The organism is Actinoplanes sichuanensis (assembly GCF_033097365.1).
Classification (GTDB): Bacteria; Actinomycetota; Actinomycetes; order Mycobacteriales; family Micromonosporaceae; genus Actinoplanes; species Actinoplanes sichuanensis.
Window position 1 is genome coordinate 5,372,407 of sequence record NZ_AP028461.1, and the last position, 18,729, is coordinate 5,391,135.

Below are 18,729 nucleotides of genomic sequence, written 5' to 3' on the forward strand. Positions count from 1 at the left end.
ACAGAGAGGGTCAGCGGCGTGGTGCGGCCGGGCGTTCCCAGCCGGGGCGGGTGGGGCGTAGACCGCCGCGCGGGTCGCGGTAGCGGTAGACGACGTACGGGCGGGTGAGGTAGCCGACCGGTGCACTGAAGGCGTGCACGAGTCGGGTGAACGGCCAGAACGCGAACAGGGCGAACGCCGCGATCACGTGGATCTTGAAGGTGGCCGGGACGGCGGTCATCAGCTCGGCGTCCGGCTGGAAGATGAACAGTGACCGTAGCCAGGGCGAGACGGTCTCGCGGTAGTCGTACCCACCGCCGGCGATGTTGGCCTTGACGGTCGCCCACAGGCCCAGCGTGATCACGGCGGCCAGTACGGCGTACATCGCCTTGTCGTTCTTGGTGGTCGCGGCGAAGACCGGCCCGGTCAGCCGGCGCCGGGCGATGAGCAGGGCCATCCCGATCAGGGTGCAGAGGCCGGCGACCGTGCCGACGAAGACGGCCATCAGGTGGTAGGCGTGCTCGCTGATACCCGCCGCCTCGGTCCACGATTTCGGGATGAGCAGACCGCCGATGTGGCCGAGCAGCACGAACAGCACCCCGAAGTGGAACAGCGGGCTGGCCCAGCGCAGCAGATTGGTCTCGTAGAGCTGCGACGATCGGGTGGTCCAGCCGAACTTGTCGTAGCGGTACCGCCAGACCGAGCCACCGATCAAGATCACCATCGCGAGGTACGGGTAGATCACCCACAGGAACGTGTTCAACGGAGACTCCCGAACGGCTGGAGGCCGACCTGCTCAGCGGGTGGGCCGGTGCGGGCGAGCGTGGCGGCGGCGGTGAGGTCGCCGGTGGTCGGCGCGGGCAGCATGACCCGGACCGCGTCGACGGCGTGCCGGTAGACCGAGCCGTCCTTGGCCAGCGACGCGCTGAGCAGGTCGAGGCCGACCCGGTTGGTCTGCAGCAGCCGCCAGCCGGCGTCGTCGGAAGCAGCCAGGTCGAGGACCGCGGGCAGGTAGTCCGGGAGTTCCCCGTCGACCACCTCGAACCCGGCCCGCCGGAAGACCGAGGCGAAGTCGGCCAGGGCCTCGCCGCGCCGGCGGGTGTCGCCGCAGGTGTAGTAGGTCAGGTGCAGGCAGGCCCGGCGGCGGAAGTCGAACTGCTCCACGTATTCGGCGCGCAGGGTGCCCGGGTCGGCGCCGGCCCGGTGAGCGGCGACCTCGCCGAGCAGCCCGGCGACGGGCAGGCCGGGCAGAGCTTCGCCGATGAGTGGCCCGGCCGCGAGGACGGTCTCGTCGGGGTAGCGCAACAGCAGCGACGCGGCCCGGGCGGCGACCGGCCGCCAGTCCCCGCTCATGACGGGTCCGGCCCGTTGTCGCGGCGCGGCGGGAACAGCCCGGCGGCGTCACTGTTGCCGTCCCAGTTGAGCAGGTTGACCCGCCGCGGCTCGTCGCCCGGATCGGTGAACCCGTCGGAGGTCTGCCGGCTGCGCAGCATGTGGAACGTCTCCACCTGCACCGGCACCGGGGTTCCGGACGCCTCCCCGAACGGCCCGGTCTGGTACATGCCGGGGCCGCCGTCGTAGTCGAGCGAGCACTCACCGGCAAGCTGTTCGAGGCGGTGCGCGTCTTCGGCGTGAGCGGCCGGGATCACGTACCGCTGCTCGTATTTGGCGATGGCCAGCAGCCGGTACATGTCGTTCATCTCGTCCGGGGTCATCCCGACCGCGGCCGGGATCGAGCCGTCGGGTTTCTCGCCGAGGTTGATCCGCCGTTGGTGGGAACGCATCGCGGCGAGCCGGTTGAGGGCGGCGCGGACCGGTTCCGGGTCACCGGCGGTGAAGAGTCCGGCCAGGTATTCGAGGGGGATGCGCAGGGCGTCGACGGCGCCGAACAGGTTGTGCGGGTCCTCACCGTCGTGACCGGTGTCGCGGAGCACGTCGACGACCGGGGACAGCGGCGGGATGTACCAGACCATCGGCATGGTCCGGTACTCCGGATGCAGCGGCAGCGCCACCTCGTACCGCATGATCAGGTCCCAGACCGGGGACCGTTGCGCGGCGTCGATCCAGTCGTCCGGGATCCCGGCCCGCTGGGCCGCCGCGACGACCGCCGGGTCGCGGGGGTCGAGGAAGACCGAGCGCTGCGCGTCGTACAGGTCGTGTTCGTCCTTGACCGCGGCCGCCCGGGCCACCGCGTCGGCGTCGTAGAGCATCAGGCCGATGTAGCGCAGCCGCCCCACACACGTCTCGGAGCAGATGGTCGGCTGGCCGATCTCGATGCGCGGGAAACAGAAGGTGCACTTCTCGGCCTTGCCGGTGCGGTGGTTGAAATACACCTTCTTGTACGGGCACCCGGTCACGCACATCCGCCAGCCCCGACACCGGTCCTGGTCGACGAGCACGATCCCGTCCTCGGCCCGTTTGTAGATCGCCCCGGACGGGCAGGACGCGGCGCAGGCCGGGTTGAGGCAGTGTTCGCAGATGCGCGGCAGGAAGAACAGGAACGCCTTCTCGTAGTCCTGCCGCACCTGGTCGGACACCTGCTGCAGGATCGGGTCGGCGGCCAGCACCTCGTTGCCGCCGCCGAGGGAGTCGTCCCAGTTCGCCGACCAGGTCACCTTGGTGTCCTGCCCGGTGAGCAGGCTCTTCGGGCGGGCCACCGGCAGGTCCGTGCCGGCCGGCGCGGTCAGCAGGTGCTCGTAGTCGTACGTCCAAGGCTCGTAGTAGTCCCGCATGGCGGGAAGTTTGGGGTTGGCGAAGATGCTGAGCAGCCGCTTGACCCGGCCGCCGGAGCGCGGCTTGAGCCGGCCGCTCGCCGTGCGCACCCAGCCGCCCTGCCACTTCTCCTGGTCCTGGTAGGTGCGTGGGTAGCCCTGGCCGGGCCGGGACTCGACGTTGTTGAACCACACGTACTCGACGCCGGAGCGGTTGGTCCACGCCTGTTTGCAGGTCACCGAGCAGGTGTGGCAGCCGATGCACTTGTCGAGGTTCATCACCATCGCCATCTGGGCCATCACGCGCATCAGTACTCCACCTCCTGCGAGCGGCGGCGGATCACGGTGACCTCGTCGCGCTGGTTACCGGTCGGGCCGAGGTAGTTGAACGCGAACGACAGCTGGGCGTACCCGCCGATGATGTGGGTGGGTTTGACCAGCAGCCTGGTCAGCGAGTTGTGGATGCCGCCGCGCCGGCCGTTGATCTCGGCTTTCGGCACGTCGATGACTCGTTCCTGGGCGTGGTACATGTAGGCCGTGCCCTCGGGCATCTTGTGGCTGACGATGGCCCGGCAGACCACCACGCCGTTGCGGTTGACCGCCTCGATCCAGTCGTTGTCCAGGATCTTCACCTTCGCCGCGTCGGCCTCGCTGATCCACATGGTGGGGCCGCCGCGGGACAGCGTCAGCATGATCAGGTTGTCCTGATATTCGGAGTGGATCGACCATTTCGAGTGCGGTGTGAGGTAGCGCAGGGTGATCTCCAGCTCGCCTTTCGGGCCGAGCCGCGGCTCGCCGAAGAGCTGGTGCATGTCCAGCGGCGGCCGGAAGATCGGCAGCGCCTCCCCCGCCTCGTGCATCCAGTCGTGGTCGAGGAAGAAGTGCTGCCGCCCGGTGAGCGTGTGCCACGGTTTGAGGCGCTCCACGTTGATCGTGAACGGTGAGTAGCGACGGCCGCCGGACTCACTGCCCGACCACTCCGGGCTGGTGATCACCGGAACCGGCCGGGACTGGCAGTCGGCGAAGGTGATCTGTTTGCCCTCGTGCTCGGCGGCCAGATCGGCCAGTTTCACCCCGGTGCGTTTCTCCACGTCATGGAAGCCGACGGTGGCGACCCGGCCGTTGGTGGTGCCGGAGAGCGCGAGGATCGCCTCGCACGCGTGGATGTCCTTGGCCAGCGACGGCCGGTCGCCGAGGACCGTGCCGTTCTTGCGGCGCAGGTATTCGACCTCCGGGTTGACGTCGACCGCCACCCCCTTACCCAGGGTGCCGAGCCGGTCCATCAGCGGGCCCAGGGCGGCCAGCCGGTCGGCGACGGCACCGTAGTCGCGTTCCACCACCACGATCTTCGGCATCGTCTTCCCCGGCACCGGGACCTCACCGAGGGTCTTCCAGTCCCGGACCCGGCCGTGCGGGGTGGCCATCGCGTCCGCGGTGTCATGCAGCAGCGGAGCCGCGACCAGGTCCTTACGGACCCCCAGGTGGGTCTTGGCCAGGGCGGAGAAGCTGCGGGCCAGAGCATGGAAGATGTCGAAGTCGGTACGGGTCTGCCACGGCGGGCTGATCGCCGGCGTGAACGCGTGCACGAACGGGTGCATGTCCGTGGTGTTCAGGTCGTGTTTCTCGTACCAGGTGGCGGCGGGCAGGACCACGTCCGACAGCAGCGTCGTCGACGTCATCCGGAAGTCCATGCTGACCAGCATGTCGAGCTTGCCCTCGGGCGCCTGCTCGGTCCACCGCACGTCCTGCGGCCGGTACTCCGGGCCGGCCTCGGTGGCACGCAGGTTCGAGCCGGTGCCGAGCAGATGCCGCAGGAAGTACTCGTTGCCTTTCGCCGACGAGCCGAGGATGTTGGCCCGCCACACCGTGAACACCCGAGGCCAGTTCCGCTCGTCGTCCGGGTCGGTGCAGGCGAACCCCAACCGGCCCTCGTGCAGGGCCTGCGCGACATAGGACCCGGGGTCGTCGCCGGCCTCGTCGGCCAGGTCGAGCGGGTTGCGGTCGAAGGTCGGCATCGACGGCATCCAGCCCAGCCGCGCCGACTGGGCCAGCAGGTCCATCGTGTGCTTACCGGCGAACAGCCCGGTGCCGGTCGGCGAGGCCACCGTGTCGGCCGAGTACGTGTCGTACCGCCACTGGTCGGTGTGGGTGTACCAGTACGCCGTGCTGATCATCTGCCGGGGCGGGCGCACCCAGTCCAGGGCGAACGCCAGCTGCTGCCAGCCGGTCACCGGACGGCACTTCTCCTGGCCCACGTAATGCGCCCAACCGCCGCCGTTGACGCCCTGGCAACCGGTCAGCGTGACCAGCGCCAGAATGCCCCGGTAGGTGGCGTCGCCGTGGAACCACTGGTTGACACCGGCGCCGAGCAGGATCATCGACCGGCCGCCGGACCGTTCGGCGTTGTCGGCGAACTCGCGCGCGACCCGGGCCACCTGCACCGCCGGGACACCGGTGATCGGCTCCTGCCAGGCCGGCGTGTAGGGCACCGCCGCGTCGTCGTACCCGGTCGGCCACTGCCCGGGAAGTCCCGCCCGGGACACCCCGTACTGGGCCAGCAGCAGGTCGAAGACGCTCGTCACCAGCTTGCCGTCGACCGTGCGGGTGGGCACCCCGCGGCGCAGCACCCCGGCCGGGGTGGTGTCGAACCGGGGCAGTTCCACCTCCACCGACTCGCCCGTCTCCAGACAGGTCAGGGCCGGTTCGATGGCACCCAGGTCCAGGTTCCACTCCCCCGGCTCGCCGAACCGGTGGCCGAGACTGCCACGCGGCGCGACGGCCGCACCGGTCGCCGAGTCCCACAGCAACGGCCTGAACGGGTCGTCGTCGCCGGTCAGGAACCGGCCCGGCCGGTAGGCTCCGTCCGCGCCCGGCTCCAGGGTGACCAGGAACGGCAGGTCGGTGTATCTACGGACGTAGTCGACGAACCGTGGGGTTCGCCGGTCCACGAAGAACTCCTTGAGCACCACGTGCCCCATCGCCATCGCGAGCGCGCCGTCGGTGCCCGGCTGAGCGGGCATCCACTCGTCGGCGAACTTCACGTTGTCCGCGAAATCCGGGCTCACCACGACGACCTTCTGGCCCCGGTAGCGAGCCTCGGCCATCCAGTGCGCGTCCGGCGTGCGGGTCACCGGCACATTCGAGCCCCACATCATCAGATACGAGGCGTCCCACCAGTCACCGGACTCCGGCACGTCGGTCTGATCCCCGAACACCTGCGGCGACGCCACCGGCAGATCCGCGTACCAGTCGTAGAACGACAGCATCGTGCCGCCGATCAGGCTCATGAACCGGGCCCCGACCGCGTGCGACACCATCGACATCGCCGGAATCGGCGAGAAACCGGCGACCCGGTCCGGACCGTACCGCTTGATCGCGTAGACGTGCGCGGCCGCGACCATCTCCAGCGCCTCGTCCCAGGTCACCCGCACCAGGCCGCCCATACCCCGGGCTCGCTGATAGGTTCGCCGCTTCGCGGCATCACCCTGGATCTCCGCCCAGGCGAGCACCGGGTCACCGAGCCGCTTACGCGCCTCCCGGAACATGTCGATCAAAACCCCGCGGGCGTACGGGTACCGCACACGCGTCGGCGAGTAGGTGTACCAGGAGAACGCCGCCCCACGCGGGCATCCGCGCGGCTCGTACTCCGGCTTGTCCGGGCCGACACTCGGATAGTCGGTCTGCTGCTGCTCCCAGGTGATGATGCCGTCGCGGACGTACACCTTCCACGAACAGGAACCGGTGCAGTTCACCCCGTGGGTGGAGCGGACCACCTTGTCGTACGACCATCGGTCCCGGTAGAAGGAATCGGCCTCCCGCCCGCCGATCTGATACAGCGCCCGGCCGTCCGGGGACACCGCCGCCCGGCGAACCAGCCCGCCCACACCCAACAACGCCCGGCCAGCAGCACTCGTCGTGTCTGTCACGCTCACCCCCAGGTTCGGATGACCTTGTCGCCCACGTTCGTCGCCTCTGCCCGTCCGTGCAATCCGATCGCCGTTTTCGGCCCGGCAGAAATCACGATGTCGTGCCGAGGGTCCCGTGGGCCAGAGTCGGAAGTCCCTGCCCGAGGTGCCACGTCGTTGGTAAGCATTGGCCTATGAGCACCTCACCGGCCCGTCGGCCCGAGTTGATGCTGGCGTTGGCCACCGTCGGGTTCGCCGTCAACTTCTGGGCCTGGGCGCTGCTCAGCCCGCTCGCCGTCCGGTTCACCGCGGCCCTGCACCTGACCTCGTTCCAGCAGGCCCTGCTGGTGGCGGTCCCGGTGGTGGTCGGCTCGGTCGGGCGGATCCCGGTCGGCGCGCTGACCGACAGGTTCGGTGGTCGGGTGATGTTCCCGCTGGTGTCGCTGGCGACCATCGTGCCGGTCCTGTACCTGGGCCTGTTCGGGCACGACGCGCTCACGTCACTGCTGGTCGGCGGGTTCTTCCTGGGCATCGGCGGCACCGCGTTCGCGGTCGGTGTCCCGTTCGTCAACGCCTGGTTCCCGCCGAACCGGCGCGGGTTCGCCGTCGGTGTGTTCGGCGCCGGCATGGGCGGCACCGCGATCAGCGCGCTCACCACGGTCAAACTGGTCGACGCCGGGAGCACCGCCACCCCGTTCCTGATCACCGCGGGAGTGCTCGCCGTCTACGCCGCCGTGGCGTGGGCCCTGCTGCGCGACGCACCGGACCGGTCGGTACCGACCGCGCCGCTGCTCACCCGGCTCGGCACCGCCCTTCGCCTCAAGATCACCTGGCAGGCGTCCGCCCTGTACGCCGTCGCCTTCGGTGGCTACGTCGCCTTCTCCGTCTACCTGCCCGCCTACCTGAAGACCGCCTACGGCCTCACCCAGGCCGACGCCGCCAACCGGATGGCCGGCTTCGTGCTCCTCGCCGTGATCATGCGCCCGATCGGCGGCTGGTTGTCCGATCGCTTCTCCGCCAGCCGGGTCCTCGCGGTGGGTCTCGGCGTGGTCGTCCTCGGTGCGGTCGTGCAGTCGTTCACCCCCGGCCTGGCCCCGATCGGCACCATCGCGTTCCTGGGCATGGCGGCCGCCCTCGGCGCGGGCAGCGGCGCCACCTTCGCCCTGGTCGCCCAGACCGCCCCGGCGAACCAGGTGGGTTCGGTGACCGGCATCGTCGGCGCGGCCGGCGGCCTCGGCGGTTTCGTCCCGCCGCTGGTGATGGGCACGATCTACGGCCAGCTCCAGTCGTACGCCCTGGGCCTGGCCCTGCTCGCCGTGGTCGCCCTGGCCGCCCTGCTGCTGGACGTCCTCTCGGTCGGCCGGGACCGGACCGCGCATGTGTGAATACTGCGGCTGCCAGGAGATCACCGCCCTGGGCGAGCTGACCCGCGAACACGACGAGGTCGTCGGCCTGATGGCGGATGTCCGAGCCGCCCACGCCACCGGCGACATCGACGCCATGGCGGAACTGGCCCGCCGCATCGCCGCGATCCTCGGCCCGCACACGGTCGTCGAAGAGGAGGGCCTGTTCCCGCTGCTGGCCCCGGAGTTCCCGGATCAGGTGGCCGTGCTGCGCGCCGAACACCGCCACGTCGAGTCCGTCCTGAACGCCGCCGCCACGACGACCCCGGCCGACCCGTCCTGGCCGTCCACCTTCGTCGCCGTCCTGGACGAGTTACGCACCCACATCCTCAAGGAACAGGACGGCGTCTTCCCGGCCGCCCTGACCACCCTCACCCCCACCGACTGGGACACCGTCGACGCCGTCCGTGCCCGCACCGGCGGGGAGTTCGTAGATGCGGATCACGCCCTTTCCGGCGGCCTTCGCGGCGTACATGGCGATGTCGGCCCGGCGTAGCAGCTCGCCCAGCGGGTGGGGGCCGGCCGCCATGCCGATGCTGCCGCCCACGGTGACCTGCTCGCCCTGGATCGGTATCGGGGCGGACACCGCGTCCAGGATGTCGACGCCCAGCCGCCGCCCGGCGGACACGGTGGCGGGGGCCGCCAGGACCACCGCGAACTCGTCACCGCCCAGGCGCACGACCAGGTCGCCGGGGCGGGCCGCCGCGGTCAGCCGGGCCGCGACCGTGACCAGCACGTCGTCGCCGGCGGCGTGACCCAGGCGGTCGTTCACCGGTTTGAAGCCGTCCAGGTCGATCAGCAGGACCGCGCCGCCACCCGGGGCCGAGGTCATCCGCGGGCCGAGGTCGTTGAAGGCGGCCCGGTTGTGCAGGCCGGTCAGCGCGTCGTGGTGGGCCTGGTAGGCGAGTTCGGCCTGCTGTTCCTGCAGGGTGACGGCGAGGCGGCCGATGAACGCGACGGTCATGAACTGGCGGATCAGGACCAGGCTGAACGTGGTCAGCAGGACCCAGACCAGCGGCGCGGCCAGGGTGTCGTCGTGTACCAGCTCGACAGCGGTGGCCACCACGGCCAGGACGATCGGGACATACGGCAGGATCACCCAGCCGCCCGCGAAGTGACGGTGGGTGCCGACCGGCGCGGACTCGGGCGGCCGGACCCGACTGGCGATCATGACCAGGCCGGCGGCGAGGATGAACCCGGCGCCGGCGCCGCCGTAGTGCCACGGGTGCCCGGCGCCCTGGTTGCGCAGGGTGAGCAGGGCGCTGAACGCCAGGACGATCGCGGCCGAACCGAGCAGCCGTGGGCCGTCGCCGGAGGCCTCCGGCAGGTTGCGCGCCATCATCACCAGGGCGACCGTGGCCGCGACGACCTCGGGGCCGATCAGCCCGAGGGTGTAACCGCCGTTCGCCATCATGTCGGCCGTGCTCTTCGCGGGCTCCAGGACGTACATCCAGGTGAGCGCAAGGACGGCGCCGGAGACGGCGGCGACGTCGAACAGGACGCGGATGCCCTCGGTGGCGTTGACCGGCGGGCTGCTCAGGTGCATGCCGACCGGCAGGGCCAGGGCCGCGACCACCGACAGCACGGCCGCCGCGACGAAGACGAACGTCACCGGGATCAGCTCGTTCACGAGGAACAACGCGTTGGCCGACGCCCAGGCGGCGGCACCGATCGTCGCCACCACGGCGGCGGCCCGGCTCCGGCCCCGGTCGGTGCGGATGCGCCGTCCGAATCCGAGGAGGGCACCGCCGACCAGGACCACGATGACGGCGTCCGACACGGCACGGCCCGCCGACAGGGAGACGAACGGCACGATCGCCTGGAAGACGGCCGCAACCCCGGCCACCACCGACAATCGTGCGCGCAGAGACGTCGTCACGCCCCCCACAACGGCTACCGGGGCATCGACTTTAGAGAACCCGGCTTCATTGACATATTTCATTTGTTACGTCAAAGATGGGAGCGCTCCCAACATCCCCTCGTTCGTGGAGACACCGTGAAGATCCCCTCCCTCGCCGGTGCCGTGCTCCTCGCCGCGGTCACCGCCGTCCTCCCCTCCTCCAGCGGCGCGTCCGCCGCCGCGGCCGCCGACACCCGGATCGACATCGACGTACGGGCCGGACTCGCCACCGTCAGTGACACCGCGGTCGGCGTCAACCACGCCATCTGGGACTCCCAGCTCGGCACTCCGGCCGTGTCCGACCTGCTCGGCGACGCAGGCGTGAAGATGCTGCGCTACCCGGGCGGCTCCTACGCCGACATCTACCACTGGCGCGACCACACCGCCCCCGGCGGTTACGTCGCGCCGAACACCGACTTCGACACGTTCATGGCGGGCGCTCGGCGCACCGGCGCCCAGCCGATGATCATCGCCAACTACGGCACCGGCACCGCCCAGGAGGCCGCCGACTGGGTGCGCTACGCCAACGTCACCAAGGGCTACGGCGCCGCCTACTGGACCATCGGCAACGAGAACTACGGCAACGGCCATTACGGTTCGGCCTGGGAGGCCGACGACCACGCCGACAAGAGCCCCAAGGAGTACGCCGCCCACGTCGTCGCCTACTCGGAGGCGATGAAGGCGGTCGACCCGACGATCAAGGTCGGTGCCGTGCTGACCATGCCCGGGAACTGGCCGGACGGCATCATCGGCGCCGGCGACACCGGCACCTGGAACCAGGAGGTGCTGACCCGCGCCGGCTCGGCCATCGACTTCGTGGACGTGCACTGGTACCCGGGCGGCAGCACCCCGGCCGAGACCCTCACCCGGACCGCGCAGATCCAGGACGCCGTGCACCTGCTGCGCCAACAGATCAACCAGTACGCGGGCACCGGCGCGAGCCGGATCGGGATCAGCATGACCGAGACCAACGTCGAGGTCGGGCGCAACACCCAGCCCGGTGCGCTGTTCCTCGCCGACGTGTACAGCGGGCTACTCGCCCAGGGTGTGTTCACCGTGCAGTGGTGGAACGTCCACAACGGCCTCGGCACCGTCTCCGAGGTGGCCGGCGAGACCGACTACGGCGACTACGGGCTGCTGTCCAGCGGCAACTGCAACGCCGACAACACGGTCTGCCAGCCCGCGCTCAACACGCCGTTCGCGCCCTACCACGCACTCTCACTGGTCGGCGACCTCGCCCGGGCCGGGGACCGGTTCGTCGGGACCGGCAGCGACAACGGGCTGGTCAGCGCGCACGCCGTGCGGCGGACCAACGGGGATCTGGCGGTGCTCCTGGTCAACAAGGACCCGGACGCGGCGCACACCGTGTCGCTCAACTATCAGGGATTCACGCCGGCCTCCGGGGCGCCCACGGTCGCGTCGTTCGGCAACGGGGACGACGCGGTCAGCACCGCGGCGGTGGGCAGTGCCTCGACTCAGACTCTGGAGCCGTACTCGGTCTCGCTCGTCACGGTGCGCTCCGGGCGTACCGAATCAGGATCGCCGAAGGCGCCCGGTCAACCCTCCGCGACGGTGACCGACCGGACCGCGACTATCTCCTGGCCGGCCGGCGCGGCCGGGCTGAAATATGAGGTGTTCCGGCAGAACGCCGGCGTCGGCGAGCAGCTCGGCGAGACCACCGGCACCTCGCTGACCATCGGCAACCTGCAGCCCGGGCGCCGGTACACGATCAACGTGCTGGCCCGGGACGGCTCCGGCCGGCAGTCGCAGGCGTCACCGCCGCTCACCTTCACCACCGGCACCCCGGCCACCTCGACGTGCACGGTCAAGTTCCGCGACGTCAACGACTGGGGCAACGGGTACGTCGGCTCGATCGACATCACCAACAACGCGACCGCCCCGATCAACGGGTGGACTCTCGCGTTCACCTGGCCGACCGACTGGCAGAGCGTGAGCAGCGGGTGGAGCGCCACCTGGAGCCAGGAGGGCCGTACGGTCCGGGTGACCAGCGACGCCGCACTGGCCGCCGGTGCTGCCGCGAGCGTCGGGTTCGTCGGCAACTACAGCGGGCCCAACGTGCTGCCGACCGTGTTCACCCTCAACGGCACGGTCTGTACCGGCGCTTAGGGTTTGTTGTCGTACCTCGCCGCTACTCTTCGGGCTGTTCACACGGGGAGGGCGGTTCGGGGTGGGTGTCGTCAAACGCAACAGGTTCGTGCGTCGTGGCAGTGTGGACGTTCCGCCGTTCGTGATCGACACGAGCGGCGGGGCGTCCGCCGCACGTCGGTCGGCCGCTGATCGTGCCGCTCTGCTGGCCGTCCTCGACGATCAGGGGACGTCCGCCGAGATCACCGCGGCCGGCCGGGCCTGGCTCGACGACGAGGCCGACGCGCCGCCGCTCGGCGCGGCGGCGGAGGTCACGGCTCTCAGTCCCCGGGTCCAGCACCCGGAGAAGCCGGAGGAGGTTCTCACCCCCTTCGCCGACGTCTGGCTCGGCCGTCGGGGCCTGGTCTTCGCCGCACGGGCGGCCATCGAGCACGCGCTGCTGGCCGGGCACGAGCGCGAGCGCCCCGACCCCTATCGTCACGGCCCGATCCACCTCACCGAGACACCGATGACGCAGGGCGGCTTCCGGGGGCCGGTGCGGGCCATCCTGCTCCGGGTCCGGGCCGCCGTCGCCGCGGCCACCGACAGGGAGTATGCGGAGATGCTGGCGGCGGTGCGGCCCTACCGCGACCGGGGCTGGACCGCGCGGGTCGCCACCTCCGTCCTGCTGCCGAGCGAGAGCGACTGGGTCGAGCAGGACATCGCCCGGGCCGACGGGTCGCAGGCGGCCGAGCTCCTGCTGCTCGCGGCGGGCACCAAAGCACAGGCGGAGGCGCTCGCCCCGTTCGTCGTCGACTGGTGGCACATCCCGGTGCTCCCCTTCGCCGCGACCGTCGCCGACGGCGTCGGTCCGGACGCCGCCGGTGCGCTGCTGACCTGGTTCGACATTCCGTACATGCGGGCCGAGATCCAGCAGCGGATCCTCTCCGTGGTCGCCGAACTGGACGGTGACGCCGCCTTCGCCGCTCTCCTCGACCGGCTCGACCGGCGATATGTGCAGGCGGCGGTGCTCGACGCGGCCGCGCGGTTCCCGGCCCGGGCGATGCGACTGTTCGCCGAGGCCGACACGCCACTGCTGCGCGCACACGTGCCGGCCCATCTCGACCTGGTCGACGAGGTCCGGCCCCGCCTGACGCCGGCTGCCGCCGAGCGGGTGCGGGAGCTGGCCGACGCCGCTGCCGCCGTCACCTACGCCCCGGCCGAGGCCGTCCCGCCGGTCCTGGCGAGCCCACCCTGGCAGCACCGGGTCAAGGCCGCGAAACCCGTCGTGATCACCGGCCTGAGCTGCGACGATCCAGCGACCGTGTGCTGGCGCCCCGGCGAGCGGGACCGATGGCTCAACACGCCCGGCAACTGGGAGGCGCCGTGGATCTCGTGGGAGCGGGCCGCCGAGGTGGTGGCATCGGGTCACAACGAGGGGTTCGCGTCGATGGTCTTCACCGCCGGCGCCGACGACCTCGCCCGGCCGCTACTGAGCTGGCGGGCGAGCCGGCCGCAGTTCTACGACATCTGGCTGCGGGTCGCCGCCGCACGGTTCGAGCTGGCGGCTCTGGGGCTCCTGCAGGACGCGGCCGGGCGCTCTCCCGCGCTGACCGACGTGCTGCTGCCGTTCTCGTCGCCCGCGATCGCCGTGTTCATGGCCGACCGCTACACCCGGATGAAAAGCGCCCGGCCGGCGGCGCACTCCTGGCTGCGGCGGCACGCCGTCTCGGCCGCCCGGGCGCTGGTGCCGGCCGCGCTCGACAAGGCCGGGCCGGCCCGGCGGCAGGCCGAGACGGTACTGCTCGCCCTGCCCGCCGACACGGTCCACGCCGCGGCCTCCGGCTACGGGCCGGAGGCGGCCGCGGCGATCGCCGCGCTGCTGGCCCGTGACCCGCTGACACAGCTGCCCGCGCGGCTGCCGGCGAACCCGGCGTGGGCGGTGCCCGCGATCCTGCCGCCGGTCCGGTTGCGCGACGGCTCGGGAGCGCTGCCACCATCTGCCGTCGACGCGCTGATCACCATGCTGGCGATCACCAAGATGGACGAGCCGTATGCGGGGATAGCCCTGGTCGCCGACGTGTGCGAGCCCGGTGACCTGGCCCGGTTCGCGTGGGGGCTGCTCGAGGCCTGGCAGCTCGCCGGGGCCGACCCCAAGCAGAGCTGGGTGCTCGACGCCCTGGCACTGCTCGGCGACGACACCACGGTCCGACAGCTCACCCCGCTGATCCTCGCGTGGCCCGGCGAGGGCGGCCACACCAAGGCGGTGGCCGGGGTGCGGGCGCTGGCCACGATCGGCTCCGACACGGCGCTGATGCGGCTCTACGGCATCTCGCAGCGGGCGAAGTTCAAGGGGCTCAAGACGGCCGCCGAAGAGAAGATCATCGAGGTCGCCGACGGGCTCGGCCTGACCGCCGAGCAGCTGGCCGACCGGCTGGTGCCCGACTTCGGGCTGGCCGCCGACGGCAGTCTGACGCTCGACTACGGGTCACGGCAGTTCACCGTCGGGTTCGACGAGCAGCTCAAGCCGTATGTGTCGGAGACCGACGGAAAGCGGCTCAAGGCGCTGCCGAAACCGTCCGGCCCGATCGCCGAGGAGGCACAGAAACGGTTCTCGGCTCTGAAGAAGGACGTCCGGACGGTCGCCGCCGATCAGGTGCGACGGCTGGAGCAGGCGATGGTCACCGGCCGCCGGTGGACACCCGACGAGTTCGCCCGCTACTTCGCCGGCCACCCGCTGCTGTGGCACATCGTGCGGCGACTGGTCTGGACCGTGTCCAACGGCGACTCGTTCCGGGTCGGCGAGGACCGTGGTTACGCCGACGTCGCCGACGAGCCGTACACGCTGCCCGATGACGTCACGGTCGGTGTCGCACACCCCCTCGACCTCGCCGCCGGGTGGAGCGAGGTCTTCGACGACTACGAGATCCTCCAGCCGTTTCCGCAGCTCGGGCGCGAGGTCTACACCGAGACCGACCTCAAGGACCTGGTCGGCGCCGAGGTGCCGACGACACGCCTGCTCGGTCTGGAGCGGCGTGGTTGGCGGCGCGATACGCCAGAGGACGCCGGAGTGCAGAACCGGATCGAGCGGACCATCGCCGGCCGCACCGTGATCGTCGAGCTCGACCCGGGCATCCCGGTCGGTATTCCGGACGAGCTCGGCGACCAGACCCTGACGGAGATCCAGGTGAGCACCACGTCGGGGCGGCAGCCGTTCACCGCGCTCGGCCCGGTAGCGGTGTCCGAGGTGATCCGAGACCTCAAGACGGTCGTCAATTAGCTGCGGGGCCGCCGGGTGGGCGCCCCGCAACACGGCGCCCACCTACTCGGTCATGAAACGTCGCATCGACAGGCCGAGCGTGGCCAGGCCCAGAAAGACCGCGAAGGCCGCCCCGAGTGCCTGCTGAAGCGAGGCCCCCGCCACCCTGACCACCAGGCCGCCGGTCACGGCGGCGAGACCTCCACCCAGCAGAATCACGGCCAGCCACAGGCCACGCGACACTGTGTCGTTCTTGCTCACTCGGTTCCCACTCCTGTTTCGTAACGGTGCGGTCATCGCCGGCGACCACGACTCGATGCGGGGGGAGATTCTGCCCCCGTCAGACTCAGCCTCCGAACCGAGCCGGAGTCCCGACTGGGTCGTCGTCACTAGCGAGACCCACCGTGACATCTCGAAAACTGCAGGTCAAACGGCTGGAACGACGTTTACAGCGGAGTCCGAGCACCATTTGAGCAGGGCATTAGGGTGCCTCTGGCGGAAGGTTTGTACGTTTGCGCTGCCGCGCATTCGCGGTCTCGGCGCCGAGGAATAGGAACGTCCGTACCCCCAGACACCCAATACCCCCTTACCCCCTGTTCCTCCTTCAGGAAGGTCGAGTTCTTGTCCGATGAGGAGCGACGCGCCCGCGCTGTCGAGTTGCTGTCCGCCGCTGCGGCCAAGGCCAAACGGGCCGGGAACGTGCCTTTTGCGCCGGCCTTCGTGATCAGTGCCGAAGACGGCGAGGAGACGCCGCTGGCACGACTCATCAAGGGCGGACGCGGCGGTCAGGTCCGGCTCAAGCTGTACCTGTGCATCACGATGATGGCGACGAGTCCTCCTTACGATCTGCGCAATGCCCCGACACCCGCGTCGTGGGCCCGGTTGCTGGGGCTGGATCCGGATACCGGCCCACGACGCGTCAGCAGCAACCTCAGGTGGCTGGCGGACAACGGCTTCATCTCGCTACGCCCGCGGCCGGGGAGCACCGCGGTGATCACCCTCCTGAACCCCACCGTCTCTCGCGCGCAGCGGGAGTTCACTGCCCAGACAGGTATCGCCCCGCGCCGCAAGTACGAACGCCCGTCCGGCAAAGGCCGCTACATCGGTGTACCCGTCGAGCTGTGGACGAAGGGCTGGATCCTGGATCTGTCCACGACCGGGCTGGCGATTCTCATGGTGCTGATGGAACTGCAGGGCGGTCACGCCGGCCCCCGCTACGTGACCCGGCAGCGACATGAACGCTATGGGCTGTCGACCGACACCTGGACCAGGGCGCGAAAAGAGCTGGAGCGTCACCAGCTACTCACGGTCACACGGACGCCGCAGGGCAGCGACTTCGACTACCAGCGCATGCGAAACCTGTACCGGGTGCACGTGGAACGGATGAAGACCTCGCCGGAGGCCTCAGCCCGTCACAGCGTGTGAACCTCGGGGCCGTTTGTCAGGGCGGCGCTGATCGCCTCGCGTAGGTCGGTGGCGGTGAACGGCTTCGCGATGATCGTGCGGTCCGGCTCCAGAGAGGTGCCGTCCTCGGCGATCAGCGCCTCGGCGAAGCCGGAGATGAAGATGACCTTCAGCTGGGGTCGTGCGCTGATCAGGTGATGGGCGAGTTGCCGGCCGTCCATCTCCGGCATCACCACGTCGGTGACCAGGCAGTGGATCGGCCCGGGGTGGGTCTCGGCCAGCGCCAGCGCGGCCACCCCGTCACCGGCCGTCAGCACCCGGTAGCCGGCCTTGGCGATGAAGCGTTCGGCCGCCTTGCGCAGCGGTTCGTCGTCGTCGACGAGCAACACCGTGGTCTCTCCGGCGCGGGCCCGAGCCTCGGTCGGCGGGACGTTCGGCTGCTCCCCCGGCCCGACCGTCGCCACGGCCGGCAGGCGCACCCGCACGGTCGTACCGGATCCGGGTCTCGAATCGAGGGTGATCTCGCCGCCCGCCTGGGTGGCGATCCCGTGCGCCGTCGACAGACCGAGCCCGGCGGAACGCACGTCCCGCTTGGTGGAGAAGAACGGCTCGAACGCGCGCCGCTGCACCTCGGGTGTCATCCCCCCGCCGGTGTCGGCCACCTCGATCACGGCCATCGCGCGTACCGGATCGTGCACCGCGCTGATCGTGACCACCCCGCCGTCCAGCATCGCCTCACCGGCGTTGCGCAGCAGGATGTGCAGCAACCGGTCCAGTCCGCGCCGATCGATCCGGGCCGACGGCGTGTCGTCGGACAGCCACACGGTGACGCCGACATGCTCGCCGGTCAGGTCACCCGCGAACGCCGTGATGAACGCCTTGAGGTCGACCACGACCGGCTCGTTGATCTCCCGGCGGCCGAACGCCAGCAGCTGCTCGGTCAGTTTGGTGGCTCGGCGGCCGCCCTGGGTCACCTGCCGCAGATCCTCCAGCATGGTGTCGGCGGCCGCCTTCGCGATCCCGCCGTGCTCGGACTCGTCACTGATCGCGTCACAGACCAGCTGGGTGAACCCGAGCATCGAGCCGAGCAGGTTGTTGAAGTCGTGGGCGATGCCACCGGCCATCCGGCGCAGGCTGTCCAGGCGTTCGGCGTCGTGGCCGGCCGCCTCCTCCTGCCGCTGCCGGGCCTCGTACTCGATCCGCTTCTCGGCCGCCGCCACGTCGGAGATGTCGTCGACCATGACCACCGCACCAGCCATGCCGCTGCCGGTGTCCGGAAACGGCCGCAGGTGCACCCGCAGCCACCTGTCGGACAGGTCCTCGCGGATCAGATGGGTCCGGTACCGGTGCTCGATCGGCGCCGCGGTGGTGTGCCGGACCGCTTCGACCGCCTCGCCACGGACGGCCGGGTCCAGGCAGATCAGCCAGCCGCTCCCGCCGAGGCGCTTCTCCGGCCGGCCGGTGATGTCGGCCAGCCGGGGATTCACGTAGGTCGCGTCACCGTCCGCGTTGAGCAGGGCGATTCCGACCGGTGACACGGTCGCCATCGCCTCGAACTGCCGTTCCCGGTGGCGCAGGGCACGGTCCTTCTCGACCAGCTTGGCGCTGACCGCCTTGCTGTGCACCCGGGCGAAGTCGGCCGCGGAGCCGACGCTGACGTCCACCGGGCCGGCCGCCAGCACCTCGTCGACCGCGTCGAGCAGTTCCCGCGGGTCGGCGCCGCGCAGCACGACCCGGGACACCCCGCAGGCGTCGGCGATCGGCCGGGTCTCCGGCTCCAGGTAGTTGGCGGTGTAGAAGATGACCGGCGAGCTCGCGGTCACCGGGTCCTCGTCGGAGCGCAGCCGGTGGACCAGTTCCAGGCCGTCGATGCCGGGCATCAGCACGTCCGAGACCACGATGTCCGGATGCTGGGCGCGCACCACGTCCAGCGCGTCGACTCCGTCGCTGGCTTCGAGAACCTCGTGGCCACGGCAGCTCAGCAGCATGGTCACGAGGTCACGATTCTCGGCGACGTCGTCGACGACCAGAACGGTTGCCATGACGGCCTCCTCGTAAGTAACGCTATTCAGAATCTTCCTCG

General features: G+C 70.5%; 11 protein-coding genes and 1 pseudogene. 5 read left to right on the forward strand and 7 right to left on the reverse strand.

Annotated elements, in window-relative coordinates; translation table 11 throughout:
• Positions 1-10: 10 nt before the first annotated feature.
• From narI to Q0Z83_RS24740, 4 genes are read right to left on the reverse strand one after another with little or no spacing between them, the layout of a single operon-like run.
• Positions 11-742 carry a respiratory nitrate reductase subunit gamma gene (gene narI, locus Q0Z83_RS24725; protein WP_317796369.1) on the reverse strand — a complete coding sequence of 244 codons (732 nt, stop codon included), beginning with the start codon at positions 740-742 and terminating at the stop codon, positions 11-13.
• Positions 739-1,332, reverse strand: a complete 594-nt coding sequence (gene narJ / locus Q0Z83_RS24730) for a nitrate reductase molybdenum cofactor assembly chaperone (RefSeq protein WP_317796370.1) — start codon at positions 1,330-1,332, stop codon at positions 739-741. The genes narI and narJ overlap by 4 nt, the downstream gene beginning before the upstream one ends.
• The gene (gene narH / locus Q0Z83_RS24735; RefSeq protein WP_317796371.1) at positions 1,329-2,999 is read right to left on the reverse strand and encodes a nitrate reductase subunit beta; all 1,671 of its coding nucleotides are present in this window, start codon (positions 2,997-2,999) and stop codon (positions 1,329-1,331) included. The genes narJ and narH overlap by 4 nt, the downstream gene beginning before the upstream one ends.
• Positions 2,999-6,616, reverse strand: coding sequence for a nitrate reductase subunit alpha (locus Q0Z83_RS24740; protein WP_317796372.1), 3,618 nt, complete (start codon positions 6,614-6,616; stop codon positions 2,999-3,001). Before Q0Z83_RS24740 ends, narH begins: the two co-directional genes overlap by 1 nt.
• A gap of 173 nt (positions 6,617-6,789) precedes the next feature.
• On the opposite strand from Q0Z83_RS24740, the gene Q0Z83_RS24745 reads away from it, so the two are divergent.
• Together Q0Z83_RS24745 and Q0Z83_RS24750 are read left to right on the forward strand one after the other, a co-directional pair.
• A complete protein-coding gene (locus Q0Z83_RS24745; RefSeq protein WP_317796373.1) occupies positions 6,790-7,980 on the forward strand; it encodes an MFS transporter in 1,191 nt (396 codons plus the stop codon).
• Entirely contained in the window at positions 7,973-8,494 is a 522-nt protein-coding gene (locus Q0Z83_RS24750) for a hemerythrin domain-containing protein (protein ID WP_317796374.1), read from the forward strand. Before Q0Z83_RS24745 ends, Q0Z83_RS24750 begins: the two co-directional genes overlap by 8 nt.
• Here Q0Z83_RS24750 and Q0Z83_RS24755 read toward each other — a convergent pair.
• A pseudogene (locus Q0Z83_RS24755) lies at positions 8,495-9,940 on the reverse strand (diguanylate cyclase domain-containing protein); the annotation flags it as partial.
• 54 nt (positions 9,941-9,994) lie between these two features.
• On the opposite strand from Q0Z83_RS24755, the gene Q0Z83_RS24760 reads away from it, so the two are divergent.
• Together Q0Z83_RS24760 and Q0Z83_RS24765 are read left to right on the forward strand one after the other, a co-directional pair.
• Positions 9,995-12,025 carry a cellulose binding domain-containing protein gene (locus tag Q0Z83_RS24760; protein WP_378079163.1) on the forward strand — a complete coding sequence of 677 codons (2,031 nt, stop codon included), beginning with the start codon at positions 9,995-9,997 and terminating at the stop codon, positions 12,023-12,025.
• A gap of 61 nt (positions 12,026-12,086) precedes the next feature.
• Entirely contained in the window at positions 12,087-15,263 is a 3,177-nt protein-coding gene (locus tag Q0Z83_RS24765; protein WP_317796375.1) for a DUF4132 domain-containing protein, read from the forward strand.
• Positions 15,264-15,305: 42 nt separating this feature from the next.
• On the opposite strand, the gene Q0Z83_RS24770 is transcribed toward Q0Z83_RS24765, so the two are convergent.
• Positions 15,306-15,503 (reverse strand): hypothetical protein, encoded by a 198-nt coding sequence (locus tag Q0Z83_RS24770; RefSeq protein ID WP_317796376.1) that lies wholly within the window; start codon positions 15,501-15,503, stop codon positions 15,306-15,308.
• A gap of 360 nt (positions 15,504-15,863) precedes the next feature.
• On the opposite strand from Q0Z83_RS24770, the gene Q0Z83_RS24775 reads away from it, so the two are divergent.
• Entirely contained in the window at positions 15,864-16,667 is an 804-nt protein-coding gene (locus Q0Z83_RS24775) for a helix-turn-helix domain-containing protein (protein WP_317796377.1), read from the forward strand.
• Here the strand turns inward: Q0Z83_RS24775 and Q0Z83_RS24780 are convergent.
• Positions 16,655-18,688, reverse strand: a complete 2,034-nt coding sequence (locus Q0Z83_RS24780) for an ATP-binding response regulator (protein ID WP_317796378.1) — start codon at positions 18,686-18,688, stop codon at positions 16,655-16,657. The genes Q0Z83_RS24775 and Q0Z83_RS24780 overlap by 13 nt on opposite strands.
• Positions 18,689-18,729: the final 41 nt, after the last annotated feature.

Coding starts and splice junctions, on each gene's coding strand:
- narJ (WP_317796370.1), bottom strand. CDS start 1,332: ATGAGCGGGGACTGGCGGCCGGTCGCCGCCCGGGCCGCGTCGCTGCTG.
- narH (WP_317796371.1), bottom strand. CDS start 2,999: ATGCGCGTGATGGCCCAGATGGCGATGGTGATGAACCTCGACAAGTGC.
- Q0Z83_RS24745 (WP_317796373.1), top strand. CDS start 6,790: ATGAGCACCTCACCGGCCCGTCGGCCCGAGTTGATGCTGGCGTTGGCC.
- Q0Z83_RS24750 (WP_317796374.1), top strand. CDS start 7,973: ATGTGTGAATACTGCGGCTGCCAGGAGATCACCGCCCTGGGCGAGCTG.
- Q0Z83_RS24780 (WP_317796378.1), bottom strand. CDS start 18,688: ATGGCAACCGTTCTGGTCGTCGACGACGTCGCCGAGAATCGTGACCTC.